This is a genomic window from Paraburkholderia sp. BR10936 (assembly GCF_040965735.1).
GTDB classification, from domain to species: Bacteria; Pseudomonadota; Gammaproteobacteria; order Burkholderiales; family Burkholderiaceae; genus Paraburkholderia; species Paraburkholderia nodosa_A.
The window spans coordinates 528281-553364 of record NZ_JBFRCM010000001.1 but is presented as its reverse complement, the minus strand read 5'-3'; the positions used below and the strand labels follow the sequence as shown (position 1 = coordinate 553364).

The following is a 25084-nucleotide window of genomic DNA, read 5'->3' as shown; positions in this document are numbered from 1 at the left end:
TTGCCCGTCAGGGTACACGCCTCGCGCCCAGGACGGGCGGCGCTTTGCTAGAGGAAAGATTCGAGCCCGGCGCGCGGCGGCGCGCTCGGGTGAGGCGCACGGGGACAGGTCCGCGGCGGCCGCCCGGCGTGCACACAGCGTGCTGGCCGGGTGCAATCAGCGTGCGCCCGGCACGTGGTCAATGCGTGGTCAATGCGTGGTCAATGCGCGTGGTCAATGCGCGCCGCGTCGTCTGGCCAGAGTTTTGTGCGTGGCCTTCTCGGCCTTCGACGCTTTCGCCGCGCGCTTCGGATGCGGCTCGACATACACGGGTTTTTCTTCGGGCATGCCCTTGTAGACCCACTCGAGCAGCGCGTCGTGCGCGGCGCGTGCGGCCTCGGCGCGCGGATCGTTGATGAGGCTCACCACGATCCAGCTCTCGCCATTCTCGGCCGCCACGTAACCGGCGATCGCGCGCACGTCGCGCAGCGTGCCCGTCTTGATATGCGCGTTGCCTTCCACGCCTGCGTTGGTGAGGCGGTTGCGCATCGTGCCGTCCACGCCGACGATCGGCAGCGAGTCGATGAACACCTGCGCGACCGGGCTCGCGTTCGCGTTCTGCAGCAGGTTGGCGAGCGAGAGCGCGCTGACGTGCTCTTCGCGCGAGAGGCCGCAGCCGTTGTCGAGCACGAGTTCGGGCATGTTCAGGCCGCTGCGCCGCAGGTACGTATTGACGGCCGTGGCGGCCTTGGCCGTAGTCGCAGGCGCTTTGCCCTCGACGGCGCCGAGCGTGAGGAACAGGTTGCGCGCCATCACGTTGTTGCTGAACTTGTTGATGTCGTGCACGACGTCCGAGAGCGGCGGGCTCTGGTGCACGGCGAGCAGACGTGCGCGCGGCGGCACGACGCCTTCGCGCACCGCGCCGGCCGGCGTGGCGAAGAGGCTGCTGCCCGTTTGCTGCCAGAGGGCGAGCAAGCCGTCCGCGAAGAACGTGCTGTGGTCCACGGGCGCGGCCATGTTGAGCGTGCGCTCGCCGCAGCGCATGGCGTAGCTGCCCGCGAAGCTCGCGGTGACGACGCCGTTGCCGCCCGGCGAAACCTGCGGGCTCGGCAGCATGCCGCCGCACGCGCCGGCGCGCTCGCGGATCTGGTTGTCGATCTGCCACTGCGCAACGGGCGGCACCACATCGATTGACACCCCCTCGCGGGAGGGCGAGAACGTGAACGAGACCGACTTGAACGCGTACATCAGCGGATCGGGGCCGACGTTGTAGGGCGCGCTGTCGTCGCCGTCGAACGAGGGCAGGTCGCGCGTGGACGGATCGAACTCGCTCTTGTCGAGCACGAGTGCGCCGTCGATGCGCGCGACGCCCGCGGCGCGAATCTTCTGCACGAGGTCGATCAGCTCTTCGGGCACGAGCTTCGGGTCGCCGGTGCCCTTGATATAGAGGTTGCCGTGCAGCGTGCCGCTCGCATCGACTTCGCCGTCGGTATAGGCGCTCGTTTTCCAGCGATAGTCGGGACCGAGCATCGCGAGGCCGCTCCACGTCGTGACGAGTTTCATCGTCGAGGCGGGCATCATCGGCTGGCCGGCATTCACGGCGACGCTCGGCTGGCGGTCGCCGACCTTTTCGATCACCACGCTGACCGACGAGAGCGGCACGTGTGCGCGCTCGAGGCCTGCCATCACGGTGGGCGGCAGCACCGTGGTCACGTTGACCGTGGGAATGCGCGCGCCTTCGGGCTGCGCGTACGCGGTCGGCGCGGCGGCGAAGCCCGCGGCGAGCGCGGCGCAGGCGAGCGTGAGGGCGAGCGGTCGAGGCAGGCGCGCAGTGGCGGCGGTGCGATGCGTGCGGTTGGAGCGCGAGGCAGGCAGTCTGAACAAAGAGCGTAGGCGGGACAGCGAAGCGGGCAGCATGAAAAGCGTTCGGGCGAGTGCAGGGGCGGTGCTTGGGCCGGGCGCGGCGCACGGAAAGAGGGGACTCACCGGTGCTGCGCGCGGGCGCGAAAATCAGGGCGGCGTGTGATTCTTGGTGCGCGCGCGATGCGCTCGCTTGAACGTACTGTACAAGCCTGCACGCGCGCATCGCGGCCGAATCACGAGTGGAGCGCCGCAAAAGCGCACATTGTAAAGACCTCGCGCCGCGTGCGCGCATTGCCGCAAGAAAACGTTGCACATTGCGTGGCGTGATTCAAACACTGCCGATAATGTGCCCATGCCGCGCGCCATTGCCTCGCGACCGGCTGCGTGCCGCAGCGGCGCGGCGCCCCTGTTCAGGCGCTAGAATGCTCGCATCCTCATCCACTCACGCAGCGTGGCGCAGCAGCGCCGCCCGGCCAATATTACGATGCGCATACTGCTAGTCGAAGATGACCGCATGATCGCCGAAGGCGTGCGCAAGGCGCTGCGCGGCGAAGGCTTCGCGGTCGACTGGGTCGAAGACGGCGACGCCGCCCTCTCGGCCGCGAGCGCGGATTCTTACGATCTCATGCTGCTCGATCTCGGATTGCCGCGGCGCGACGGTCTCGACGTGCTGCGCACGCTACGCGCGCGTGGCGCGGCACTGCCCGTGCTGATCCTCACGGCGCGCGACGCCGTGGCCGATCGCGTGAAGGGTCTCGACGCCGGTGCGGACGACTACCTCATCAAGCCCTTCGATCTCGATGAACTGGGCGCACGCATGCGAGCGCTGATCCGCCGCCAGGCGGGCCGCAGCGATTCGACCATCCGCCACGGCTCGATCACGCTCGATCCGGCTTCGCACCAGGTCACCCAGGACGGTTCGCCCGTCGCGCTCTCGGCGCGCGAATTCGCGCTGCTCGAAGCGCTGCTCGCGCGACCGGGCGCGGTGCTCTCGAAAACCCAGCTCGAAGAGAAGATGTACGGCTGGGGCGAGGAGATCGGCAGCAATACCGTCGAGGTCTATATTCACGCGCTGCGCAAGAAGCTCGGGGCCGACCTGATCCGCAACGTGCGCGGCCTCGGCTACATGATCTCCAAAGACGCATGAAGCAGGTAATCAAGTGCGTAAGCGCCAAAGCGCTAGCTCCGGATCGACAGGGAGACCTCGTTAGCCGATGAGTTCCATCCGACGACAACTGCTGTTCTGGCTGCTCGCGATCGTCGTCGCGGGCGTTGGGCTCGCGGGCTGGCTGATCTATCGCCAGGCGCTCGCCGAAGCCAACGAGCTGTTCGACTACCAGCTGCAGGAAATCGCCGAGGCGCTGCCCTCCGAGCCATTCAACGAGATCCTCAGTTCGCGCGATACGGGCGACGAAGGCATCGTGCTGCAGATCTGGAATCGCAACGGCGTGCTCATGTACTACTCGCATCCGCGCGCGCCGCTCGCGCCGCGCGCGGAACTCGGCTTTTCGACGGAGCGCACCGACCGCGGCGACTGGCGCGTGTACGGCGCGATCGTCGGCGACAACGTCGTGCAGCTCGCGCAGCCCGTTTCGGTGCGCAACCGTCTCGCCGCGAACGTCGCGTTGCGCACGCTCTGGCCGCTCATCGTGGTGCTGCCGTTTCTCGGCATCGCGGTCTGGATCATGGTGGGGCGTGGGCTCAGGCCGCTCTCGCGCGTTGCGCGTGCGCTCGACACGCGTCATCCCGAAGCGCTCGATCCGCTGCCCGAAGAGCGTCTGCCGCGCGAAGTCACGCCGCTCGTGCATGCGTTGAACGCGCTGCTCGAACGCCTCGCGCAGGCCATCGATACACAGAAGGCCTTCGTCGCCGACGCTGCACACGAGTTGCGCACGCCGCTGGCGGCCGTGCAGATCCAGGCGCAACTCGTTGCGCGCGCAAAGGATGACGAAACGCGTCGCGAAGCGCTCGTCGATCTGCAGGCGGGCGTGACGCGCGCCACGCGTCTTGCCGAGCAGCTGCTCGCCCTCGCGCGCTCCGAACCCGACGGTCACGCGCGCGCGCAGAACGTCGATCTGCATGCGCTGCTCGATGATTGCGTGCTCAACCATGCGCCGCTCGCGCAGCAGCGCGGCGTCGATCTCGGCATCGAGGAAAGCGCGGCGGCGAGCGTGCATGGCGACGCCGATGCATTGCGCGTGATGCTCAACAACCTGCTCGACAACGCGACCAAGTACACGCCCGCGGGCGGCCGCGTGGACGTGAGCCTCGCCGTCGTCGACGGGCGTGCGCACGTGCGCATCGCGGACAGCGGGCCGGGCATCCCGGAAGAGGAGCGCGCGCGCGTGTTCGATCGCTTTTATCGCGTGGGCGCAGGCGCGAATCGCGCGCGCACCGATATCGCCGGCACGGGACTCGGGCTCGCTATCGTGCGCCGAATCGCGGATCAGCACGACGCGACCATCACACTCGGCGATTCGCCCGCAGGCGGCCTGCTCGTGGACGTGCGGTTCTGACTCCGAATCGCCCGCAAATGCCCGCCGCGCGGGCGTTTGCGCGATTATTGCGATTTCCGCGTACTTAAGACTCCTTTAAGCGACACGGCTTACTCTTCGGTACGTCGTGATGAGTACCCCGCGCAAGGAGTCCGCAATGAATACAAAAGTGCTTTCCCGCAGTGCCGTGGCAGCCGCCGTGGTCGTCGCATTGTCGGCGGGCTATGTAGCAGGGCACCGTGATCTGCCTGCTCCGCAGGTCATTTCGCAGGCCCAGGCCGCGGCGATGATGCCCGCCGAAGCCGCAGCCAAGACTGGCATTCCCGACTTCTCGGGTCTCGTGGAAACCTACGGGCCCGCGGTGGTCAACATCAGCGCCAAGCACGTCGTGAAGCAGACGGCGCTGCGCAGCGGCGGCAGCGGCTCGCAGCAACTGCCGATCGATCCGAGCGATCCGTTCTACCAGTTCTTCAAGCACTTCTATGGCGGCGCGCCCGGCATGGGCGGCGGCGACAATGGTCCGCAGGCCGACCAGCCGAGCGCGAGCCTCGGCTCGGGCTTCATCGTCAGCCCGGACGGCTACATTCTCACGAACGCGCACGTCGTGGACGGCGCCAACGTCGTGACGGTGAAGCTCACCGACAAGCGCGAATACAAGGCGAAGGTCGTGGGCGCGGACAAGCAGTCGGACGTCGCTGTGCTCAAGATCGACGCGAAGGATCTGCCGACCGTGAAGATCGGCGACCCGCGTCAAAGCAAGGTCGGTCAGTGGGTGGTGGCGATCGGCTCGCCGTACGGTTTCGACAACACGGTGACCTCGGGCATTATCAGCGCGAAGTCGCGCTCGCTGCCGGACGAAAACTACACGCCGTTCATCCAGACCGACGTGCCGGTCAACCCCGGCAATTCGGGCGGCCCGCTGTTTAATCTGCAGGGCGAAGTCATCGGCATCAACTCGATGATCTATTCGCAGACGGGCGGCTTCCAGGGCCTTTCGTTCGCAATCCCGATCAATGAGGCGATCAAGGTCAAGGACGAACTCGTCAAGACCGGCCACGTGAGCCGCGGACGTCTCGGCGTCGCGGTGCAGTCGATGAACCAGACGCTCGCCAACTCGTTCGGCATGGACAAGCCGCGCGGCGCGCTGGTGAGCTCGGTGGACGCGAGCGGTCCGGCCGCGAAGGCGGGTTTGAAGCCCGGCGACGTGATCCTGTCCGTGAACGGCCAGGCCGTGGATGATTCGTCCGCTTTGCCGTCGCTCATCGCGGGCATGAAGCCGGGCACGAAGGCCGATGTTCAGGTGTGGCGTGACAAGAGCACGAAGGACCTCACCGCAACCATCGGCGCGCTGGGCGACGCCAAGGTGGCTTCGAACGACGCTCCGCAGGCGCAGATGCAGGGTCGCCTCGGCGTCGCGGTGCGCCCGCTCACGCCGCAAGAGAAGAGCAACGGCTCGCTCGATCACGGTCTGCTCGTCGAGCAGTCGGGTGGCGCGGCCGAAAATGCGGGTGTCCAGCCCGGCGACGTGATTCTCGCCGTGAATGGCCGCCCGGTGACGAGCGCCGATCAGCTCAAGCAAATGGTTTCCAAGGCTGGCAACAGCATTGCGCTCCTGATCCAGCGAGACGACGCACAGATTTTCGTGCCCGTCGATCTCGGCTGATCCCTGCTGTCGCGAATCCGGCTCCGTGCGCCGGATTCGCGGCGAGAGCAGGTTTCATTACGTTGTAATTGCGCTGCCCCCGTTGGCCTTTGGCCTCGGCGGCGGCGATTTTTTTTGGGGGCGCACAAAACCTTTTACTCGAACCATTCGGGCACGCGTCTTGCGCGTGCATTACATCGGACACACTGAAAGGAGCGATCGATGAAGCGTTTCCGCAACTCGCGCCCCATCCATACGACCGCCTACGCGACGATTCTCGCGGCCACGCTTGCTCTCGGCTACGCGGGCGGCGCGGCGGCGCAGCAGGCCGATGCCTCGGGCACCGTCGGCGGCACGACCACCGACAACACGAGCGCCGGCAACACGAATGGCGGCGGCATGCCGCAAGTCCAGCAGCAGGGCGACGTGTCGTTCGTTTCTGGCGGCGTGGGTCTGGACGAATCCAGGGCGCTGCTCGGCGCGGAACACCAGTGGCCGCTTGCGTTGCGCTTTACCCAGCGCAGCGGTGAGTACGTCGCGGACGTGCACGTGCAGATCACCGACTCGCACGGCGCGAGCGTGCTCGATACCACTTCGCGCGGGCCCTATATGCTCGTGAGGGTGCGTCCTGGCCGCTACAGCGTGCATGTGAGCCATGCGGGCGTCGACAAGACGAGCGCCGTGACGGTGGGCAACGGCAGCGCGCGGGCGGCGTTCATCTGGTAAGCCGCGTGGCCGGGCCGGCCGTGTTGGGGCGCTCCCGCACGCGTGCCGCGCATAAGATTCACGCAGCCAGGACGAGTTTGGCCGATAATGAAGCCGATGGGAGGCTGCGATCGCTCAGGCGTTTCGCGAGCGGGTTGGCGCGTTGCCGTCGGTCGCCGTCGATTGCGTGACCGGTACGGCGGCAGGCGACTGGCGCGCGGCCATCCCGTGGGATTGCACGGCACGCGCCTTCCTGGCGGCGTGCCACGCGAACCGGTGCGGCCTGCCGCCCGGTGAGCGCAGGGCGCCGCAGGCGCCGCCAACCAACAGGGGAACCGAACATGGCGGTCGAACCGGATGCGGACCATCGCATCGAACTCGTTGCGAACCGTCACCGCGTGCGCGTGATTCATGGCGGCATCACCATTGCCGATACGCTGCACGCCGTCACCCTTTGCGAAACCGGCTACCCCGACGTCTTCTACTTCCCGCGCGCAGACGTGAACATGGCACGACTCGAACGCTCCGGACAGACCTCGCATTGCCCGTTCAAGGGCGAGGCGACGTATTTCCATTTGCGTACCGAAGACGGGCGCGTCGACGACGCGGCCTGGAGCTACGAAGCGCCGCTCGATGACGCAAGCGGCATCAAGGGGTATCTGGCTTTCTACGCGACTCGCGTGGACCGGATCGACCAGACCTCCTGAAATGGCCCGGTAGCTTGCATAGGGGGAGCCGCCATGGAACTGAACGACGCGTTGAGAATTCCGCTCGAACCGGCCGCCGTCTGGGCGGCGCTGCAGGACGTCGCGCTCGTGCGCGCGAGCATGGAGCATTGCGAGTCGTTCAGGCGGCTCGGCCCCGGCGAATACGCGATCACGCTCACGGTGCCGCTCGGGCCGCTGCGCGCACGCTATGAAGTGCGCGCCCACATTGCCAATGACACGGCGCAGGTGCCCCTCACGCCCCGGCGCGTGCTGAGCTTTCGCGCCCGCGCGGACGGCATCGGCTCGCTGCGCGGCCAGATCGACGTCGCGCTGCGCCCCGAAGAGCGCGCCACGGCGCGGGAGCCGGGTACGGGCAAGGATGTGAGCACGCGGATCGACTACTCGGTGTGGGCCACGCTCACGGGCCCGCTTTCCGAGCTGCCGCCGCGCCAGATCGAGAACGCGCTGCACGAACTGGCCGACGACTTCTTCACGGAGTTCTGCGCCGTGGTTGCGGTCAAGCACGGCCAGGCGCCGAACCGCGTGGCGGGCGAGCAGCCGCGCCGGCAGCATGTGTTCCTGCGGCCCATCAACCTCGCCGGTCTCGCCCGGCGTGCGCATATCCTGCCACAGCACCACGCGGGCGGAACGCTCTCGGGCCGCGCCGCAAGCACGCTGAATCACGAGCCGCCGCAGCACGCCATGCCCTATTGGGCGTGGGCTGCGATGATCTTTTTCGTGGCGTTGCTGCTTTATGCTGCGCGCTGGTTCACCGGGACCTGAATTCGGCGCTGCCCGGCGCGCGCAAGGTGCGCCGAGCGTCGCACCGCTCATCGAACCGCTTACACCCCCCTAAACTCCCGCCGCCACGCCGACGGCGAAATCCTGAACGCCTCCACGAAATGCTGACGCAGCGACGCGGCCGAGCCAAAGCCCGCGCGCTGGGCGATCGAGTCGATCGGCTGATCGGTGCTTTCGAGCAGCTGCTGCGCGCGGGCGAGGCGCTCGCCGAGCAGCCACGCGCTCACCGTCGTTCCCGTCGTCGAACGAAACTGGCGCGTGAAGGTGCGCCGGCTCATCAGGGCGCGCTGCGCGAGCGAGTCGAGCGTGTGGGGCGCGTCGAGGTGGGCGCGAATCCAGTCGAGCAGACCCGGCAGCCGCTCGCCGCGCCCGGGCGCCGCAAGCGGCTGTTGTACGTACTGGGCCTGGTTGCCCTGGCGATGCGGCGGCACGACGAGCCGCCGCGCCACGTAGTTCGCGGCGCCCGAGCCGCACAGCCGCCGCATGAGATGCAGGCAGCAATCGAGTCCCGCCGCGGTGCCCGCCGAGGTCAGCAGGTCGCCGTCGTCGATGTAGAGCACGCCGGGATCGAAGCGTACGGCCGGAAAGCGCTGCGCGAAGTCGTCCGCCGCGGCCCAGTGCGTGGTGCCCGGGCGGCCGTCGAGCAGGCCCGCATGCGCGAGCACGTAGGCGCCGAGGCAGAGCCCGACGAGGATCGCGCCGCTCGCGTGCGCGTCACGCAGCGCGTCGCAAAGCGCGGCGGGCGGCGCCTCGTGGGTGTCGCGCCAGCTCGGCACGACGATCACGTCCGCGCCGCGCAGCCCCTCGAGGCCCTGCGGCGCGCCGATCGTGAAGCCTGCCGTGGTGGTGAGCGTGCCGGGCTCCGCCGCGCAGACGGCGAGTTCGAACGGCGGCACGCCGCCTTCGCTGCGGTCTTCGCCGAACACGACGCAAGGCACCGAGAGATGGAACGGACTGATGCGGTCGAAGGCGATCACGGCGACGCGCAAGGGGGCCGGTGACGGAGCCTGACGAATAGCGGTGGCCATGACGAGTCCCGAAGAGGAATGGCCCGATTCTAGCGAAAGTTGTCGTCCGGGCCACTGTCGCGTGGGCGCTCGCGGCGCCACAATCCCGCCATCGACTTCGCGTCTTCGGACCGGTCGGTTCCTTTCAACCCCTGGAGGCATGGCCATGTCCGCGAATCCGCGCCGGGCGCTCGTCGTCATCGACGTGCAGAACGAATATGTCAGCGGCGATCTGCCGATCGAATATCCCCCCATCGAGACGTCGCTTGCCAATATCGGCCGCGCGATCGACGCTGCGCGCGCGGCCGGCGTGCCGGTCGTGGTGGTGCAGAACTTCGCCCCGGCGGACTCGCCGCTCTTTGCGCGCGGCAGCGTGGGCGCCGAACTGCATCCGGTCGTGGCCTCGCGCGAGCGCGATCACTACGTCGAAAAGGCGCTGCCGAGCGCCTTCGCGGGCACCGATCTCAAAGCCTGGCTGACCGATCGCGGCATCGACACGCTCACGGTAGTGGGCTACATGACGCATAACTGCGACGCCTCGACGGTGTTCGAGGCGACCCACGCGGGTCTTGCCGTGGAGTTTCTCGCCGATGCGACCGGTTCGGTGCCGTATGCAAACGAGGCGGGAACGGCGAGCGCCGAGGAGATCCACCGCGTATTCAGCGCGGTGATGCACACGCGTTTCGCTGCGGTCGTGAACACGGATGCCTGGCTTGCCGCCGTCGAACAAGGCGTGCCGCTCGCGCGCGACAACATCTACGCGTCGAATCAACGGGCCCGGGCGACCCGCGTGCCGGCCTGAGCGCTCAAGAAAAAGGCGGCCCCGTCAGTGGGCCGCCTGGTTTCGATCTGGGAACTGCGCGCGTAGGCGTCAGGCTTGCGACGCGCTCGCGCCGATGCGCAGCGACGGGCTGAAGCGCAGCGCGTCGAGCATCGCGTCGACGTGCAGTTCGGCGTTGCTCGCCACGTCGAACGCGTCCGGCAGGATCGCCATATCGCGCAGCGCGCCGCCGATGAACGAATGGAGCACGCGCGAAGCGCGCTTGGCGTCGAGGTCGGCGGGCAGCTGGCCCTTCGACATCGCATTGCGCAAACCCTGTTCGATGCTCGCCAGGCCCTCGCGCATATCGGTCTGATGGCGCGCCATCACCGGGCCCATCTCCTCGACGAACTCACACTTCAGGAACAGGATCTCGAACACGCGGCGGCGGCGCACGTCGGTCGCCGTATTGCGCAGACACAGAATGCAGAGATCGCGCATGCGCCCGAGCGGGTCGGGCTCGCCGGGATCCGTCGATGCCACCTTCAGCTCGTCGAGCGGCAGCACCACGCGGTCGAACATGGCCGTGAACAGGTCGCCCTTGTTCTCGAAATGCCAGTAAATCGCGCCGCGCGTCACGCCCGCGGTCTGGGCGATGTCGGCCAGCGAAGTGCGCGACACGCCCTTCTCGTAAAAGACGTGTTCGGCGGCGTCGAGGATCCGGTTGCGCGTCTCCAGCGCTTCCTCTTTCGTGCGGCGGGCCATTTTGTAAAGTCGGTGCGTTGCAGCAGGTTGGGGGTGAATGAACGTATTTGGGGTGCGAACCGTAATGTATTGATTTGTAATATGGAGGTGATGCGCGGATCGCTCCTGAAGCACCCCTCAACGGTTAAGTAACGTCCTTTTACATTCGTTCGCGAATGTATCTATAATAGCACCCCACCACCTGGGTGCCTCAAATGGTGATGTCCGGTTAATATCCGTCCTTGGCCAAGTGGTCGTAGAAACCCCAATGCGCGACGCCTCTCGCGGCGGCGCGCGGCAGTATCGCCCGGACGGATGTGCAGACCGGAACGCGCCTTCTAGAAGAAGTACCGGGTTTATCCGTCAGGTATTTGCCAGATGCTGGCGTGCGTGGTCGTCCTCCTCGTTGCAGGACGCCGCACGCTTTTATTGTCAGTTATAGACAGAGGTCGCTCCATGCGCGTCGAACGGGTTCCATTCCGCCTAATCAGTGTCGCGACGGCTGCCATCGTGCTCGCAGCCTGCGGGCAAAAGCAGTCGGCGCCGCCGCCGCAAACCCCCGAAGTGGGTATCGTCACCGTCCAGCCGTCCGCCGTGCCGGTCGTCTCCGAGCTTCCCGGCCGCACCAGTGCCTATCTCGTCGCGCAAGTGCGCGCACGGGTGGACGGCATCGTGCTGCGCCGCGAATTCACCGAAGGCGCGCTCGTCAAGGCCGGTCAGCGGCTCTACAAGATCGATCCGGCGCCGTACATCGCTGCGCTGAACAATGCCAAGGCCACGCTCGCCAAGGCGCAGGCCAACCTCGTCACGCAGAACGCGCTGGTCGCGCGCTACAAGGTGCTGGTGCAGGCCAACGCGGTGAGCAAGCAGGACTACGACAACGCCATTTCCGCCCAGGGCCAGGCTGCAGCCGACGTCGCCGCCGGCAAGGCCGCCGTCGACACGGCACAGATCAACCTCGGCTACACCGACGTCACTTCGCCGGTCTCGGGCCAGGTCGGCATCTCGCAGGTCACGCCGGGCGCCTACGTGCAGGCGAGCGCGGCCACGTTGATGTCGACGGTGCAGCAGCTCGATCCGATGTACGTGGACGTCACGCAGTCCAGCCTCGAAGGCCTGAAGCTGCGCCGCGAGATCCAGGAAGGACGCCTGAAGACCAACGGCCCGAACGCCGCCAAGGTCTCGCTCGTCCTCGAAGACGGCCGCACCTATTCGGAAAAGGGCAAGCTCCAGTTCTCCGACGTCACCGTCGACCAGACCACGGGCTCGGTCACGGTTCGCGCGATTTTCCCGAACGCCGACCGCGTGCTGCTGCCGGGCATGTTCGTGCGCGCGCGCATCGAAGAAGGCATCAACAACAACGCGTTCCTCGTGCCGCAGGTCGGCGTGCAGCATGACCAGAAGGGGCAGGCCTCGGTGTACGTCGTCAACCAGGACAACAAGGTCGTGCCGACGCCGATCACCACGGCGGGCACGCAAGGTCAGGACTGGGTCGTTCAGAGCGGTCTGAACGCCGGCGACCGCGTGATCGTTCAGGGCACCGACAAGGTCAAGCCGGGTGCGCAGGTCAAGCCGGTTCCCGCGCAGCTGCCGCCGCCGCCCCCGCAGGGCGCGCCTTCGGCCGACATGGCAACGGCTTCGGGCTACGCGAACGCCGCCAGCGCCGCATCGGGGCCGAAGGCTGCCTCGGCTGCACCTGCCGCCTCCGCAGCGCAATAACGGGGAGCCTGCTTCATGGCAAAGTTCTTTATTGATCGCCCAATCTTTGCATGGGTGATCGCCATCATCCTGATGCTGGCGGGTGTGGCGTCGGTGTTCACGCTGCCGGTCGCGCAGTATCCGACCATCGCGCCGCCTTCCATCCAGATCAGCGCGAACTATCCGGGCGCATCGGCCAAGACGGTGGAAAACACGGTCACGCAGGTGATCGAGCAGCAGATGAGCGGTCTCGACCACCTGCTGTACATCTCGTCGACTTCCGATGACTCGGGCACGGCTACGATCACGCTGACTTTCGCGGCGGGCACCAACCCCGACATCGCGCAGGTGCAGGTGCAGAACAAGCTGCAGCTCGCCACGCCGATTCTGCCGCAGGTCGTGCAGCAGCTCGGCATCAGCGTCACGAAATCGAGCAGCAGCTTCCTGCTCGTGCTCGCGTTCGTGTCCGAAGACGGCAGCATGACCAAGTACGACCTCGCGAACTACGTGGCGTCGAACGTGAAAGACCCGATCAGCCGTATCGACGGCGTGGGTACGGTCACGCTGTTCGGCTCGCAGTACGCGATGCGTGTCTGGCTCGATCCAAACAAGCTCACGAACTTCCAGCTAACGCCAACCGACGTCACAGCGGCAATCACCGCGCAGAACGTGCAGATCGCGGGCGGTCAGCTGGGCGGCACGCCAGCAGTGGCGGGGCAGGCGTTCCAGGCGACCATCACCGAATCGACGCTGCTGCAGACGCCCGAACAGTTCGGCAACATCCTGCTGAAGGTGAACCAGGACGGCTCGCAGGTGCGCTTGAAGGACGTGGCGCGTATTGGTCTGGGTGGCGAAAACTACAACTTCGACACGAAGTACAACGGTGCGCCGACGGCCGGTCTGGGCATTCAGCTCGCGACGGGCGCCAACGCGCTGCAGACCGCGAAGCTCGTGCGCCAGAAGATCGACGACCTCTCGAGGTACTTCCCGCACGGTCTCGTCGTGAAGTACCCGTATGACACGACGCCGTTCGTGCGCCTGTCGATCGAGGAAGTGATCAAGACGCTGCTGGAAGGCATCGTGCTGGTGTTCCTCGTGATGTACCTGTTCCTGCAGAATCTGCGCGCGACGTTGATTCCGACGATCGCGGTGCCGGTGGTGCTGCTGGGCACGTTCGCGATCATGGCGGCGGTGGGCTTCTCGATCAACACGCTGTCGATGTTCGGTCTCGTGCTCGCCATCGGCCTGCTGGTGGACGACGCGATCGTGGTCGTGGAGAACGTCGAGCGGGTGATGGTGGAAGAGGGGTTAGGGCCGAAGGAGGCCACCCGCAAGGCGATGGGCCAGATTACCGGCGCACTCGTTGGCGTGGCGCTCGTGCTTTCCGCGGTGTTCGTGCCGGTGGCGTTCTCGGGCGGCTCGGTCGGCGCCATCTACCGGCAGTTCTCGCTCACGATCGTGGCGGCGATGGTGCTGTCCGTGCTCGTCGCGCTGATTCTCACGCCGGCGTTGTGCGCGACCATCCTCAAGCCGATTCCGAAGGGTCATCACGAAGAGAAGAAGGGCTTCTTCGGCTGGTTCAACCGTACGTTCGAGACGAGCCGCGACAAGTATCACTCCGGCGTGCACCACGTGATCAAGCGCTCGGGCCGCTGGCTCATCATCTATCTCGCGGTGATCGTCGCGGTTGGCCTGCTGTTCGTGCGCCTGCCGAAGTCGTTCCTGCCCGATGAAGACCAGGGCACGATGTTCGTGATCGTGCAGACGCCCGTGGGCTCGACCCAGGAAACGACGGCACGCACGCTCGCCAACATCCAGAACTGGCTGCTCAAGGACGAAGGCAGCATCGTCGAGTCGGTGTTCACGGTGAACGGCTTCAGCTTCGCGGGCCGTGGCCAGAACTCGGGTCTCGTGTTCGTACGGATGAAGGACTACAAGCAGCGTCAGAACGCGGACCAGAAGGTCCAGGCGCTGGTGCGGCGTATGTTCATGCACTATGCGGGCTACAAGGACGCGATGGTGTTCCCGGTGAATCCGCCTTCGATTCCTGAACTCGGCACCGCGTCGGGCTTCGACTTCGAATTGCAGGACCGCGGAGGTCTCGGTCACGAGAAGCTGATGGAAGCGCGCAACATGCTGCTCGGCATGGCTGCGAAGGATCCGACGCTCGCACTCGTGCGCCCGAACGGCCTGAACGACACGCCGCAGTTCACCGTGGACATCGACCGCGAAAAGGCCGAGGCGCTCGGTGTGACGGCGGCCGCGGTCGACCAGACCTTCTCGATCGCGTGGGCGTCGGCGTACGTGAACAACTTCCTCGACACGGACGGCCGTATCAAGAAGGTGTACGTGATGGCCGATGCACCGTTCCGCATGACGCCCGAGGACATGAACCTCTGGTACGTGCGCAACAGCGCGGGCGGAATGGCGCCGTTCGGCTCGGTGGCGAAAGGCCGCTGGACCTTCGGTTCGCCGAAGCTCGAACGCTACAACGGCATTTCCGCTCTGGAAATCCAGGGTCAGGCGGGGCAGGGCAAGTCGACCGGCCAGGCCATGACGGCCATGGAGCAGATCGCGGCGAAGCTGCCCGCGGGTATCGGCTACGAATGGACGGGCCTGTCGTATCAGGAGCGCCAGTCGGGCTCGCAGGCGCCGATCCTGTACGGCATCTCGATCCTCGTCGTGTTCCTGTGTCTCGCGGCGCTGTATGAAAGCTGGTCGATTCCGTTCGCGGTCATCATGGTGGTGCCGCTCGGCGTGCTCGGCGCGCTGCTGGCGGTGACCTTGCGCGGCCTCGAGAACGACGTGTTCTTCCAGGTGGGTCTGTTGACCACCGTGGGTCTCTCGGCGAAGAACGCGATTCTGATCGTGGAGTTCGCGCGCGACCTGCAGGCCGAAGGGAAGATGGGACCGATCGAGGCAGCGCTCGAAGCTTCGCGACTGCGTCTGCGGCCGATTCTGATGACGTCGATGGCGTTCATTCTCGGCGTGCTGCCGCTCGCGATCAGTAACGGCGCGGGTTCGGCTTCGCAGCACGCGATCGGCACGGGCGTGATCGGCGGGATGATCACGGCCACGTTCCTCGCGATCTTCATGATCCCGATGTTCTTCGTGGTGATTCGCGCGAAGTTCGCCGGCGAGAAGGAGGACGCGGACGTCGCGCTCCAGCACTACGAAGAGCACCACGCGCACGACCACGACCAGGACAATGGCGCGAATGGTGGTGGCGCTCAGGGTGGCAATGACCGTGGTGGCGAAGGTGGCAACGGCGGCAGCAACGGCGACGGCCCGGGCAAGGAAGGACATTGAGATGCATAAACTATCCGTAATTGCAGCGGCCGCTGCGCTCCTCGCGGGTTGCACGATGGAGCCGTGGTACCACCGGCCCGAAGCGCCGGTGTCGCAGAGCTTCCCGCAAGGCGGCGTGTACGCGACGCAGCCGGTTGCCGGGGGCGCGAATGGCCAGAACGGCCAGGCCGCCCCGAGCGCCAATGGCGCCGCGGCGACCGACATCGGCTGGCGCGAGTTCTTCGTCGATCCGCGTCTGCAGCAGCTCGTCGACATCGCGCTGAAGAACAACCGCGATCTGCGCGTGTCGGTGCTCAACGTCGAGGCGGCGCGCGCGCAGTATCAGATCACGCGCGCCGAGCTGTTCCCGGCAATCAACGGCGTGGCCACGGACACGCGCACGCGCACACCGAGGGATCTGCTGACCACACCGAACAGTCCGAACCCGTACAGCGTCTACAACGTGGGCGTGCAGGCGTCGTGGGAGCTGGACTTCTGGGGGCGCATCCGCAGCCTGAAGGACCAGGCGTTGGCGCAGTACCTCTCGACGGCGTATGCACGCAAGGCAGCGGAAATCACGCTGGTTTCGGAAGTCGCGGACCAGTACCTGACCATGCTCTCCGACGACGACCTGCTCAAGGTCACGCAGGAAACGCTCAAGACGGCGCAGGACTCGTACAACATCGCGAAGGCGCAGTTCGATACGGGCACCGGCACCGAGCTCGATTTGCGCCAGGCGCAAACGGTGGTCGAGAACGCGCAGGCCAACATGCAGGCGCAACTGCGGGCACGCGCGCAGGCCGAAAACGCGCTCGTGCTGCTGATTGGCGAGCCGCTGCCGGCGGATCTGCCGCAAGGCCTGCCGCTCGACGGCCAGCCGCTGGTCAACGACATTCCGGCAGGCCTGCCTTCGGATCTGCTCACGCGTCGTCCGGACATCATGCAGGCTGAGCAAACGCTGCTTGCGGCAAACGCCAATATCGGCGCGGCGCGTGCGGCGTTCTTCCCGAAGATCTCGCTCACGGCGGCGTTCGGCACTGAAAGCCTCTCGCTCGGCGGGCTCTTCAAGGCGGGCACGGCGGCATGGAGTTTCGTGCCGCAGATCACGCTGCCGATCTTCGAAGGCGGCTCGAACATCGCGAACCTGCAACTCGCGAACGTCGAGAAGCGCATCGAGATTGCCAACTACGAGAAGTCGATCCAGTCGGCGTTCCGCGAAGTGGCCGACGGCCTGGCTGCACGGGGCACCTACGACGAGCAGATCGCCGCGCTCGAGCGCAGCACCTTCGCGAACCAGCGCTCGCTCACGCTATCGGAACTGCGCTACAAGAACGGCGTGGACAGCTATCTGCCGGTGCTGGCCGCGCAGACCAGCCTCTACACGGCGCAGCAGTCGCTCGTCACGGCGCGCCTTGCGCGCCTGACCAACCTCGTCGATCTGTATCGCGCGTTGGGCGGCGGCTGGATCGCGCATGCAGGCGAGACGCCGCGCGAGCCCGATGCGCCAGCCGATTACGGCGCGGCCAGCGCGCCGGCGGCGGCTTCGGCGGCTACGGCGGGATGATGCCCTTCGTCGCGTGTTGAACGCGTAAGCGCGTGAAGTAGCAAACGGACGCCTCAGTCAATGACTGGGGCGTTTTCTTTGGTTTCTCCAGAAGCCAAGGCGCTACGCGCACATGTTGTCGAATACCACGCTGTGGGTGCCGAGCGGAGTCCTCGTGAATCCTTATTTTAGGGATGTTTGTCCCTGTATTGGGGATTTTCCTGCTAATCCCTATAATGGGGATATATGTACCTAATAAGAGGATCTGCTGTGGGCCTTGCCGACTTTCTCCTCACACCGGGCCTGCAACGAGTTCTCGGTGCCACGCTGCTGCAGCCCGACCGCAGTTTTACGCTCCAGGAACTGCTGCGTCTTGCCGATAGTGGGCGCGGTAGCGCCCAAAAGCAGGTGGACCGACTGGTTGCGGTCGGTGTACTTCAGGAAGATGCTCGACGAGGTCGGCAGAGAAGCATCCGCGCGAATACCGAATTTGTTCTCTATCCCGAGTTGCTTAGCATCGCGCGCAAGTCATTCGCCGTTGCGGAGCCGCTGAAAGAAGCCCTCGCGCCTTTTGCCGAACACATCACGTCGGCGTTCGTCTTCGGCTCCGTGGCCAAAGGCACCGACGGAGGTCGAAGCGATCTCGACCTGATTGTTATCGGGAGCGTTCCGCTCCTCGAGCTATCCGAGGCCCTGCATGCGGCCGAGCAACGTTTGTTGCGCCCCGTCAATTTCTCGCTGTATGAGCCTTCTGAATGGGCTGCGTTGGTAGCTTCTGACGCTATCGTTGCGCAGATCGCACAAGGTCCCACTCTGAGAATACTGTGATGCCGCGCCCTGCTGAATACGAGAACCTCATCAAGACAAAAGCCTTCGAGGCGGTCACCCCCACGCCCGGGGCGATCACCAGTTTCTTGCGTAACGCGGCCGACTATAAGGCCGCAGCGGATGGACTGGATCCCAGCCGACATCTGCAAGTCTTCACCTTGGCCTATGAAGGCTATTTCCAGTTGGTCCACGCCATTCTGGAATGCTACGAAGTGCGCATCAAAGACGCTGGCCGTAACCTGGCCATCCAGCGCGTGTCCACATCGCTGGGCGTGACCACGCAGGAATTTGCCTTCATCACGAAAGCCCACGAACGTCGCAACGGGACCTCCTACGTTTCACCATTTCCGCCGGTGTCGAAGGCTGAGGCCGCTGCCATGCTGAGCATCCTGGCCAGGTACTTGCCCGTTGCGCACGCCTTGACCAAGGCGCCGTGAGGTCCACATTTGCAGAACGGCCTGGCAATGCTTTAGCAAAAAAAAGCGCCATGGTTTCCCATGGCGCCGAACCAGCAAAAGACCCCGCCCGCCTGTGTATGGATGGGCACCTGCGAGCGGGGCACCTCTCGCGTCAACTCAATACTTTCAAACCCGGTTCGATCAGTGCAGTGAGATCGACTCAGTGCGCGGCCGAGCGCGGCATTTCGTGGCCCGTATCCGGCGTCGGCGCGGCATCGGGGCGGCCTTCGAAATCGTGCCCGGCGCGGCGGATGGCGCGCTCGGCGGCTTTCTCGCTCTTCGCACCGTTGAAGATCAGGTTCAGCACCACCGCCGAAACCGAAGCGAGCAGGATGCCGCTATGGAGCAGCGGCGAAAGCGCGGGCGGCAGCTTGGCGAAGAAGTGCGGCGACACCACCGGCACGAGGCCGAAACCCACGCTCACGGCCACGATGAAGAGGTTGTGCTGGTTCTTCACGAAGTCCACGCGAGAGAGCACCTTGATGCCGTTCGCCGCCACCATGCCGAACATCACGATGCCTGCGCCGCCCAGCACGAAGGCGGGCACGGAGGCGACCATCTGCGCCATCTTCGGAAAGAGGCCGAGCAGCACGAGAATCACGCCGCCCATCGCGCACACATAGCGGCTCTTCACGCCCGTCACGCCGATCAAGCCCACGTTCTGCGAGAACGACGTATGCGGGAACGAGTTGAAGATGCCGCCGATCATCGTGCCGAGACCGTCGACGCGCAGGCCGCGCACGAGCGTGGCCTGATCGACGGGGCGCTCGACCATGTCGCCCACCGCGAGGAACATGCCCGTCGATTCGATGAAGGTGACGAACATCACGATCACCATCGTCGCGATCGGCAGGATGTGGAACTTCGGCATGCCGAAGTGGAACGGCATGACGATGCCGACCCACGGCGCGCTGGCCATGCCTTCGAGGTCCACGCGACCGAGCGCAAGCGCGATGGCGAAGCCCGCGACGATGCCGAGCAGCACCGAGATATTCGCGATGAAGCCGCGCCCGAACTTGTTGATGAGCAGGATCAGCATCAGCACGAGCAGCGAGAGGCCGAGGTAGATCGGGTTGCCGTAGTCGGGGTTGCCCACGCCGCCCGCGGCCCAGTTGATGCCCACTTCCATGAGCGAGAGGCCGATCACTGCGATCACGGTGCCCACCACGACCGGCGGGAAGAAGCGCAGCAGCTTGCCGATCATCGGCGCGATCACGATGCCGATCGCGCCCGCCGCGATGGTCGAGCCGAAGATGTCGAGCAGGCCGAGCGACGGATTGGTGCCGATGGCGATCATCGGACCCACCGAGGCGAACGTGCAGCCCATGATCACGGGCAGGCGGATGCCGAAGATCCACAGGCCGAGCGTCTGGATCAGCGTGGCGATGCCGCAGGCGAACAGGTCGGCGCTGATGAGGAAGGCGACCTGGTCCTTCGGCAGCCCGATTGCGCCGCCGACGATGAGCGGCACGGCCACCGCGCCCGCGTACATCACGAGCACGTGCTGGATGCCGAGTGTCAGCAGCTGGCTAAACGGCAGGCGCTCGTCGCAGGGGTGGACCTGCTTCTGGCCAGACCGCTGGGCGGCCTGGTCCTCAATGCCCTTGGCTTGCATGTCGTCTGTCTCCGTCTCTTGGTTTAAGGGTATGGCCTCCAAGGTATGCGGTAAGAAAATATGCAACAAGACCACTGGAGACTATTCCGTGCTTTCCGGCGACGATATGCGCCCGTCGCGATCGGCCGGCGACATAAGGGTGGGATCGGCGCGCGTGGCGGCATCATGGCGGCGTCGCGAGGCGCCGGTTCGGACCGCGCGTGCGGCGGCGCAAGGCGGGGAGCCCCCTGTTTGCGGCGATTGGGCGGCTCCGCGCTGTGGGTGCCGCGGCGCGGCGTGGCGGTACGGCGCCATGGCGGAGCGCGTGCAGGTGGCTCGAAGTGAGGCCGGCGATGCCCAGCGGGTCATGTCATCTATGGCAGCGTCGTTATGATCTCTATTTCGCATGCGCAATGTGAGCCATTTTGCATCCCGCGAACACCCACCGGGTTAACCCGCAAATGGGCATGATTCGCGTCGAAATCGGCTGCGTTGCACGCGGGTTCGCGGCAGGTTTGAATCCCCCGCTCAACGCACATTCGGCGGCGTGCTCGCCGGTATGATCGTTCTTCCCGTCCTCACCCACCTCGCACATCGTTCGCCATGAGCCCATCGCAGACACGTTTTCTCGGTATCGACCTCGGCACCGGTTCACTCAAGCTCGGCATCATCGATGGCGATGGCGTCGAGCGTGCCGCCGCGAGCGTGGCCTATGCGCTCGAAACACCGCAGCCCGGCTGGGCCGAGATCGCCGTGGATCGGTGGTGGGACGCGCTCGTCGCGGCCTGCGCGCGACTGCCGGAGAGCGAGCGCGCCGCGGTGCGTGGCATCGGCTTTTCCGGACAGATGCACGGCGTCGTGCTCACCGACGAAGCGGGCCGCGCGTTGCGCCCCGCGATGCTCTGGCCCGACACGCGCGCGCATGCGCTGCTCGACGCGTGGCCCGACGACCCCGAACATCCGCAGCCCAACCCCGTGGCCCCTGGCATGGCGGGGCCGCTGCTGCGCTGGGTTCTGCAGCACGAGCCGCAAGTCGCACAAGCCGCGCGCTGGGCGCTGCAGCCGAAAGACTGGCTGCGCGTGGCGCTCGGTGGCGCAGTCAAAGCCGATCCGTCGGATGCGTGCGCGACGGCGCTCGCCGCACCCGACGGCACGTGGGACTTCGCGCTGATCGAGCGCCTCGGACTGCCGGCGCGGTGGTTCGCGCCGCTGGCTGCGTCGCATGAAGCGAGCGGCGCGCTGAGCGCGCAAGCCGCGCAGGCGCTCGGGCTGCCCGCCGGCATCGTGCTCGCGACGGGCGCGGGCGACACGCCTTGCGCCGCGTTCGGCAGCGGCCTGGCCGACGAAGGCGACGCGCTCCTCACGACGGGCACAGGCGGCCAGATCGTCGTGACCGCGCGCAGCGAGCCGCGCGCACGGCGCGGGCTGCATCGCTACCGCTCGGCGACGGGCGGCTGGTACACCATGGCCGCCATGCAGAACGTGGGCGTGGCGCTGGAAGCGGCACGCGGCTGGCTGGCCTACGACTGGGCTTCGGCTTACGCGGATGCGTTCGCCGTGCCGCCGTCGGCGACGCTCGCGTTCCTGCCTTACCTGAGCGGCGAGCGCTCGCCGTGGCTCGACCCCGCGGCGCGCGGCGGCTGGCTGGGCGCTGCGCTCGGCGACTCGCGCGGCACGCTCATGCGCGCGGCGTTCGAGGGCGTCGCGTTTGCGTTGCGTGCAGGCCTCGATGCCGTGCGCAGCACCCGTGAAGCCGCCGATGAAGGCACGCGGGGTGCGCGCAGTGTGCCGACGCTCAAGCTCGCGGGCGGCGGCTCGGTGGATGCGCGCTGGCGGCAGTTGCTCGCCGACACGCTCGACGCGGACCTCTACGCGATCGACTGCCCGAACGCAGCGGCGCGCGGCGCCGCGATGCTGGGCGGCCTCGCCTGTGGACACTGGCGCATGAGCGACCTCGCGGTGCTTGCGCCGGCCGCGACGCAAGTGGCGTCGCCGCGCGAAGACGCCGCGCTCGCGCAGCGCTATGCGCGCTTCATCGATCTATACGGCCGCGTTCGAACCTGGTTCGCACCGGCATCGGTCCGCGCGCCGGCGAGGTGCTCATCGAGGTGAAGCCGTAGAAGCAAAAAAGGCGTTGCCACCGCGAGGGGCAACGCCTTTCTCATTGGGCGCACGAAGCGTCTAGCGACGCCCGATCAGACTCGCGCCGTAGACGAGCGCGGCGAGCGCGGTGATCCAGAAGCTGGTGGGCCAGTCGGTGTAGAACGCGAGCGTCACGCCGAGCCACGCCTGCACGAGCGCGAGCAGCGCGGCGAGCACGAGGCCGGTGGACAGACGCGTGGTGAGATTCTGCGCGGCGGCGGCCGGACCGACCATCAGCGTAAAGACGAGCAGCACGCCGACGATCTGCGTGCACGCGGCCACCGCGAGCGCGGCGATGGCGAGGAACAGCATCGAGACCGCGCGCAGCGACACGCCCTTCGCTTCGGCGAGTTCGGGCTGCAGCGAGGCGAACAGCAGCGGCCGCATGATGGCGGCCAGCGCCGCCAGGCTCGCCGCGGCGAGGGCGGCCAGCACGCCGAGCGTCTCGCGGTTCACGCCCAGCACGTTGCCGAACAGCAGTGCCGTGACCTGCGTGGCATACGACGTGAAGAAGTGCAGAAACAGCAGGCCGAAGCCGAGCGCGAGCGAAAGAATCACGCCGATCGCGACATCGCGACCCGCGAGCTTTTCGCCGAGCGCGCCCATCGAAACGCCGGCGGCGAGCGTGAAGCCCACCATGCCCCACAGCGGCGAAACGCCGAGCAGCACGGCGCCTGTCGCGCCCGTGAAACCGACGTGCGAGAGCGCGTGGCCCGCGAAGGTCTGACCGCGCATCACGAGGAAATAGCCCACCACGCCCGCGAGCACCGCGACGATGCCCGACGCCGCGAAGGCGTTCACCATGAAATCGTATTCAAGCATCGTGCGTGTGGCCGTGTGTGTTGTCGTTGTTGTCGCCGTGGGCATGTCCGTGCGCGTGGCCATGGCCGCCGTGGTCGTGGCCATGGTCGTGCTCATGCTCGTGGTCGTGCTTTTCGACTTCCACGTCGCCCGACATCACGAAGATGCGGCCCTTCATGCGCATCACTTCGATCGGCGAGCCGTAGAGGCGCGAGAGCACGGGCGCGGTGATGACTTCATCGACGCTGCCGAGCGCGGCCACGCCGTTGCCGAGATAGAGCACGCGATCGAGCGCGTTGAGGAGCGGGTTCAGCTCGTGCGCGGAGAACAGCACCGCGATGCCGAGCTCGCGCTGCACGCGGCGCACGAGTTCGACCACGCCGCGCTGGTGGTTGGGGTCGAGGCTGATGAGCGGCTCGTCGAGCAGCAGCAGCTTCGGGTCGCCGAGCAGGCATTGCGCGAGCAGCAGGCGCTGGCGTTCGCCGCCCGAAAGCTCCGAAAGCGGGCGGTCCGCCAGTGCGGTCGCCCCCACGAGATCGAGCACGCGCGCGACGTCGGCGCGCGTGGCGGCGTCGGCGCGCGGCAGGCCCCAGCGGTGGCCGTCGGCGGCCATCGCCACGAAGTCGCGGCCACGCACGCGGCGGCTCGCGAGCGCCGTGCGCGTTTGCGGCATATAGCCGATTTTGGCGTTGCCGCGCGCGACCGGCTCGCCCAGCACGCGGATCGCGCCGTGCGAGGCCGGCACGAGGCCGAGAATCGCCCGCATGAGCGTGGTCTTGCCCGCGCCATTCGGGCCGAGCACGCCGATGAATTCGCCCTGGTTCACCGCGAAGTTCGCGTCGCGCAGGATCGTGCGCTCGCCGAGCGTCAGCGTCACGCCCGCTAGCGTGAGCACAGGCGTGGGCGCGCGGTGCGCGCCGTTGTGCTGTGCGTTGCGCGATGAAGCGATATCGGTGGGCGAAGAGCCGGCCCCGGTCATGACATCTGTCCTTGCTGAATACGGTTAGTGTTGCCCTGCTGTTCCCGCTGCCAGCGCCTTGTCGAGCGCGTCGAGCTGCGCGAGCATCCATTGCTGGAAGGTCACGCCGGCCGGCTGCGTCTCGGTCACGCTCACGGACGGCACCTTCGACTGCTTCGCCAGCGCCAGCATGCGCCGCGTGAGCGCCTCGGTCGCCTGGCTGTTATAGATCAGCACGTGCACGCGGTGCTCGCGCAGGTCGCGCTCGAACGCGGCGATGTCCGAGGCGCTTGCCTCGGTGTCGTTCATCGCCGCGAGCTGGAAGCGCAGGTTGCGCATGTCGAGGCCGATCGCATCCGACATATAGCCGAACACCGGCTCCGTCGCCGTGACGGGCTGCCCCTGGTAGTGCGCGCGCAGCGCCGCGACCTTGGCGTCGACCGGCTGCAGCGAGGCGAGGAACGTTGCCAGGTTGGCATCGTACACGCTCTTGTGCGCGGGGTCCGCTGCGCCGAGCGCGGCGCTCACGGCGCGCGCCACGGCGGGCATGGTCTTCGGGTCGTACCAGAGGTGCGGATTGTCGCCCGCTTTCTTGCCGACGAGGTCCGCCGCGACGATCGTCGTGCGGTTGGCGCCGTTCTTGCCGGCGCCGGTGGCGCCGAGCAGCTTGGTCATCCACGGGTCGTAGTCGGCGCCGTTGTACACCACTACGCGCGCATTCTGGAGCGCGCGCGCGGTCTTCGGGCTGGCCTCGAAGAGGTGTGGATCCTGGTCGGGGTTGCTCAGGATGCTCGTGACATCCACGTAATTACCGCCGATCTGCTTGACGACATCGCCGTAGAAGTTCTCCGCCGCGACAACCGGAATCGTGGCGCTGACAGCCTGCGCCGCCAGGGCCGCGCTCGCGCCGCCGAACGCGCCGACCAGCGCGAGCGCGAGCGCGAGCCCGCCCGCGAGGCGCGCGAGCGTGACGCGACGGCGCGCGTCTGTGGTGGCAGCCCGGGGCGTGCAGTTGGCGCGGCTGAACGTGATCATGGTTCTATCCTTGTCTATAGGGAGCCTGAAAGCGGA

General features: G+C 66.7%; 20 protein-coding genes. 13 read left to right on the top strand and 7 right to left on the bottom strand.

From position 1 onward, the window contains the following. Positions 1 to 213: 213 nt before the first annotated feature. On the bottom strand, positions 214 to 1896 hold the full coding sequence (gene dacB, locus AB4Y36_RS02620; protein WP_368682223.1) for a D-alanyl-D-alanine carboxypeptidase/D-alanyl-D-alanine-endopeptidase: 1683 nt from the start codon (positions 1894 to 1896) through the stop codon (positions 214 to 216). Between the two features lie 430 nt (positions 1897 to 2326). Between dacB and AB4Y36_RS02615 the strand changes: the two genes are divergently transcribed. From AB4Y36_RS02615 to AB4Y36_RS02590, 6 genes are all read left to right on the top strand, one after another. Further along, positions 2327 to 2989, top strand: coding sequence for a response regulator (locus AB4Y36_RS02615; protein ID WP_321930291.1), 663 nt, complete (start codon positions 2327 to 2329; stop codon positions 2987 to 2989). Between the two features lie 67 nt (positions 2990 to 3056). Then, the gene (locus tag AB4Y36_RS02610; protein ID WP_069262843.1) at positions 3057 to 4358 is read left to right on the top strand and encodes an ATP-binding protein; all 1302 of its coding nucleotides are present in this window, start codon (positions 3057 to 3059) and stop codon (positions 4356 to 4358) included. 136 nt (positions 4359 to 4494) lie between these two features. After that, entirely contained in the window at positions 4495 to 6000 is a 1506-nt protein-coding gene (locus AB4Y36_RS02605; RefSeq protein ID WP_069262842.1) for a DegQ family serine endoprotease, read from the top strand. Between the two features lie 201 nt (positions 6001 to 6201). Beyond that, a complete protein-coding gene (locus AB4Y36_RS02600; protein WP_368682222.1) occupies positions 6202 to 6705 on the top strand; it encodes a carboxypeptidase regulatory-like domain-containing protein in 504 nt (167 codons plus the stop codon). Positions 6706 to 7025: 320 nt separating this feature from the next. Next, entirely contained in the window at positions 7026 to 7391 is a 366-nt protein-coding gene (locus AB4Y36_RS02595; protein ID WP_069262841.1) for a DUF427 domain-containing protein, read from the top strand. A 33-nt stretch (positions 7392 to 7424) separates the two neighbouring features. Beyond that, entirely contained in the window at positions 7425 to 8174 is a 750-nt protein-coding gene (locus AB4Y36_RS02590; protein WP_069262840.1) for a CoxG family protein, read from the top strand. A 59-nt stretch (positions 8175 to 8233) separates the two neighbouring features. Here the strand turns inward: AB4Y36_RS02590 and AB4Y36_RS02585 are convergent, their stop codons facing one another. Then, positions 8234 to 9220 carry a helix-turn-helix domain-containing protein gene (locus AB4Y36_RS02585; RefSeq protein WP_368682221.1) on the bottom strand — a complete coding sequence of 329 codons (987 nt, stop codon included), beginning with the start codon at positions 9218 to 9220 and terminating at the stop codon, positions 8234 to 8236. Positions 9221 to 9365: 145 nt separating this feature from the next. On the opposite strand from AB4Y36_RS02585, the gene AB4Y36_RS02580 reads away from it, so the two are divergent. After that, positions 9366 to 10001, top strand: a complete 636-nt coding sequence (locus AB4Y36_RS02580) for a cysteine hydrolase family protein (protein ID WP_069262838.1) — start codon at positions 9366 to 9368, stop codon at positions 9999 to 10001. 69 nt (positions 10002 to 10070) lie between these two features. Here AB4Y36_RS02580 and AB4Y36_RS02575 read toward each other — a convergent pair whose 3' ends face one another. After that, positions 10071 to 10724 (bottom strand): TetR family transcriptional regulator, encoded by a 654-nt coding sequence (locus tag AB4Y36_RS02575; protein ID WP_069262837.1) that lies wholly within the window; start codon positions 10722 to 10724, stop codon positions 10071 to 10073. A gap of 435 nt (positions 10725 to 11159) precedes the next feature. On the opposite strand from AB4Y36_RS02575, the gene AB4Y36_RS02570 reads away from it, so the two are divergent. The 5 genes from AB4Y36_RS02570 to AB4Y36_RS02550 all read left to right on the top strand — a co-directional run bounded on the left by AB4Y36_RS02570 (position 11160) and on the right by AB4Y36_RS02550 (position 18497). Next, a complete protein-coding gene (locus AB4Y36_RS02570) occupies positions 11160 to 12422 on the top strand; it encodes an efflux RND transporter periplasmic adaptor subunit (protein ID WP_069262836.1) in 1263 nt (420 codons plus the stop codon). 15 nt (positions 12423 to 12437) lie between these two features. Then, positions 12438 to 15710: an efflux RND transporter permease subunit gene (locus AB4Y36_RS02565; RefSeq protein WP_069262835.1), complete on the top strand. Its 3273-nt coding sequence runs from the start codon at positions 12438 to 12440 to the stop codon at positions 15708 to 15710. A 1-nt stretch (position 15711) separates the two neighbouring features. Beyond that, the gene (locus AB4Y36_RS02560; RefSeq protein ID WP_368607037.1) at positions 15712 to 17253 is read left to right on the top strand and encodes an efflux transporter outer membrane subunit; all 1542 of its coding nucleotides are present in this window, start codon (positions 15712 to 15714) and stop codon (positions 17251 to 17253) included. Positions 17254 to 17502: 249 nt separating this feature from the next. Further along, positions 17503 to 18060 (top strand): nucleotidyltransferase domain-containing protein, encoded by a 558-nt coding sequence (locus tag AB4Y36_RS02555; protein ID WP_368607036.1) that lies wholly within the window; start codon positions 17503 to 17505, stop codon positions 18058 to 18060. Continuing rightward, positions 18060 to 18497 (top strand): hypothetical protein, encoded by a 438-nt coding sequence (locus AB4Y36_RS02550; protein WP_368682220.1) that lies wholly within the window; start codon positions 18060 to 18062, stop codon positions 18495 to 18497. The genes AB4Y36_RS02555 and AB4Y36_RS02550 overlap by 1 nt, the downstream gene beginning before the upstream one ends. Positions 18498 to 18678: 181 nt before the next feature. Here the strand turns inward: AB4Y36_RS02550 and AB4Y36_RS02545 are convergent, their stop codons facing one another. Continuing rightward, a complete protein-coding gene (locus tag AB4Y36_RS02545; RefSeq protein ID WP_368682219.1) occupies positions 18679 to 20133 on the bottom strand; it encodes a nucleobase:cation symporter-2 family protein in 1455 nt (484 codons plus the stop codon). Between the two features lie 582 nt (positions 20134 to 20715). Here AB4Y36_RS02545 and AB4Y36_RS02540 point away from each other — a divergent pair. Beyond that, positions 20716 to 22224, top strand: coding sequence for a xylulokinase (locus tag AB4Y36_RS02540; protein WP_368682218.1), 1509 nt, complete (start codon positions 20716 to 20718; stop codon positions 22222 to 22224). Positions 22225 to 22293: 69 nt separating this feature from the next. On the opposite strand, the gene AB4Y36_RS02535 is transcribed toward AB4Y36_RS02540, so the two are convergent. Genes AB4Y36_RS02535 through AB4Y36_RS02525 form a run of 3 tightly spaced genes read right to left on the bottom strand, consistent with a single transcriptional unit; the run spans position 22294 to position 25048 of the window. Next, a complete protein-coding gene (locus AB4Y36_RS02535) occupies positions 22294 to 23076 on the bottom strand; it encodes a metal ABC transporter permease (RefSeq protein WP_069262831.1) in 783 nt (260 codons plus the stop codon). Further along, positions 23069 to 24034 carry an ABC transporter ATP-binding protein gene (locus AB4Y36_RS02530; protein ID WP_342948459.1) on the bottom strand — a complete coding sequence of 322 codons (966 nt, stop codon included), beginning with the start codon at positions 24032 to 24034 and terminating at the stop codon, positions 23069 to 23071. Before AB4Y36_RS02530 ends, AB4Y36_RS02535 begins: the two co-directional genes overlap by 8 nt. A 24-nt stretch (positions 24035 to 24058) precedes the next feature. Beyond that, positions 24059 to 25048 (bottom strand): metal ABC transporter solute-binding protein, encoded by a 990-nt coding sequence (locus AB4Y36_RS02525; protein ID WP_368682217.1) that lies wholly within the window; start codon positions 25046 to 25048, stop codon positions 24059 to 24061. Between the last annotated feature and the right edge of the window lie 36 nt (positions 25049 to 25084).

Coding starts and splice junctions, on each gene's coding strand:
- AB4Y36_RS02565 (WP_069262835.1), top strand. CDS start 12,438: ATGGCAAAGTTCTTTATTGATCGCCCAATCTTTGCATGGGTGATCGCC.
- AB4Y36_RS02615 (WP_321930291.1), top strand. CDS start 2,327: ATGCGCATACTGCTAGTCGAAGATGACCGCATGATCGCCGAAGGCGTG.
- AB4Y36_RS02530 (WP_342948459.1), bottom strand. CDS start 24,034: ATGACCGGGGCCGGCTCTTCGCCCACCGATATCGCTTCATCGCGCAAC.
- AB4Y36_RS02570 (WP_069262836.1), top strand. CDS start 11,160: ATGCGCGTCGAACGGGTTCCATTCCGCCTAATCAGTGTCGCGACGGCT.
- AB4Y36_RS02575 (WP_069262837.1), bottom strand. CDS start 10,724: ATGGCCCGCCGCACGAAAGAGGAAGCGCTGGAGACGCGCAACCGGATC.
- AB4Y36_RS02605 (WP_069262842.1), top strand. CDS start 4,495: ATGAATACAAAAGTGCTTTCCCGCAGTGCCGTGGCAGCCGCCGTGGTC.
- AB4Y36_RS02535 (WP_069262831.1), bottom strand. CDS start 23,076: ATGCTTGAATACGATTTCATGGTGAACGCCTTCGCGGCGTCGGGCATC.
- AB4Y36_RS02590 (WP_069262840.1), top strand. CDS start 7,425: ATGGAACTGAACGACGCGTTGAGAATTCCGCTCGAACCGGCCGCCGTC.
- AB4Y36_RS02600 (WP_368682222.1), top strand. CDS start 6,202: ATGAAGCGTTTCCGCAACTCGCGCCCCATCCATACGACCGCCTACGCG.
- AB4Y36_RS02550 (WP_368682220.1), top strand. CDS start 18,060: ATGCCGCGCCCTGCTGAATACGAGAACCTCATCAAGACAAAAGCCTTC.
- AB4Y36_RS02545 (WP_368682219.1), bottom strand. CDS start 20,133: ATGCAAGCCAAGGGCATTGAGGACCAGGCCGCCCAGCGGTCTGGCCAG.
- AB4Y36_RS02540 (WP_368682218.1), top strand. CDS start 20,716: ATGAGCCCATCGCAGACACGTTTTCTCGGTATCGACCTCGGCACCGGT.
- AB4Y36_RS02610 (WP_069262843.1), top strand. CDS start 3,057: ATGAGTTCCATCCGACGACAACTGCTGTTCTGGCTGCTCGCGATCGTC.
- AB4Y36_RS02580 (WP_069262838.1), top strand. CDS start 9,366: ATGTCCGCGAATCCGCGCCGGGCGCTCGTCGTCATCGACGTGCAGAAC.
- AB4Y36_RS02560 (WP_368607037.1), top strand. CDS start 15,712: ATGCATAAACTATCCGTAATTGCAGCGGCCGCTGCGCTCCTCGCGGGT.
- AB4Y36_RS02525 (WP_368682217.1), bottom strand. CDS start 25,048: ATGATCACGTTCAGCCGCGCCAACTGCACGCCCCGGGCTGCCACCACA.
- AB4Y36_RS02595 (WP_069262841.1), top strand. CDS start 7,026: ATGGCGGTCGAACCGGATGCGGACCATCGCATCGAACTCGTTGCGAAC.
- AB4Y36_RS02585 (WP_368682221.1), bottom strand. CDS start 9,220: ATGGCCACCGCTATTCGTCAGGCTCCGTCACCGGCCCCCTTGCGCGTC.
- dacB (WP_368682223.1), bottom strand. CDS start 1,896: ATGCTGCCCGCTTCGCTGTCCCGCCTACGCTCTTTGTTCAGACTGCCT.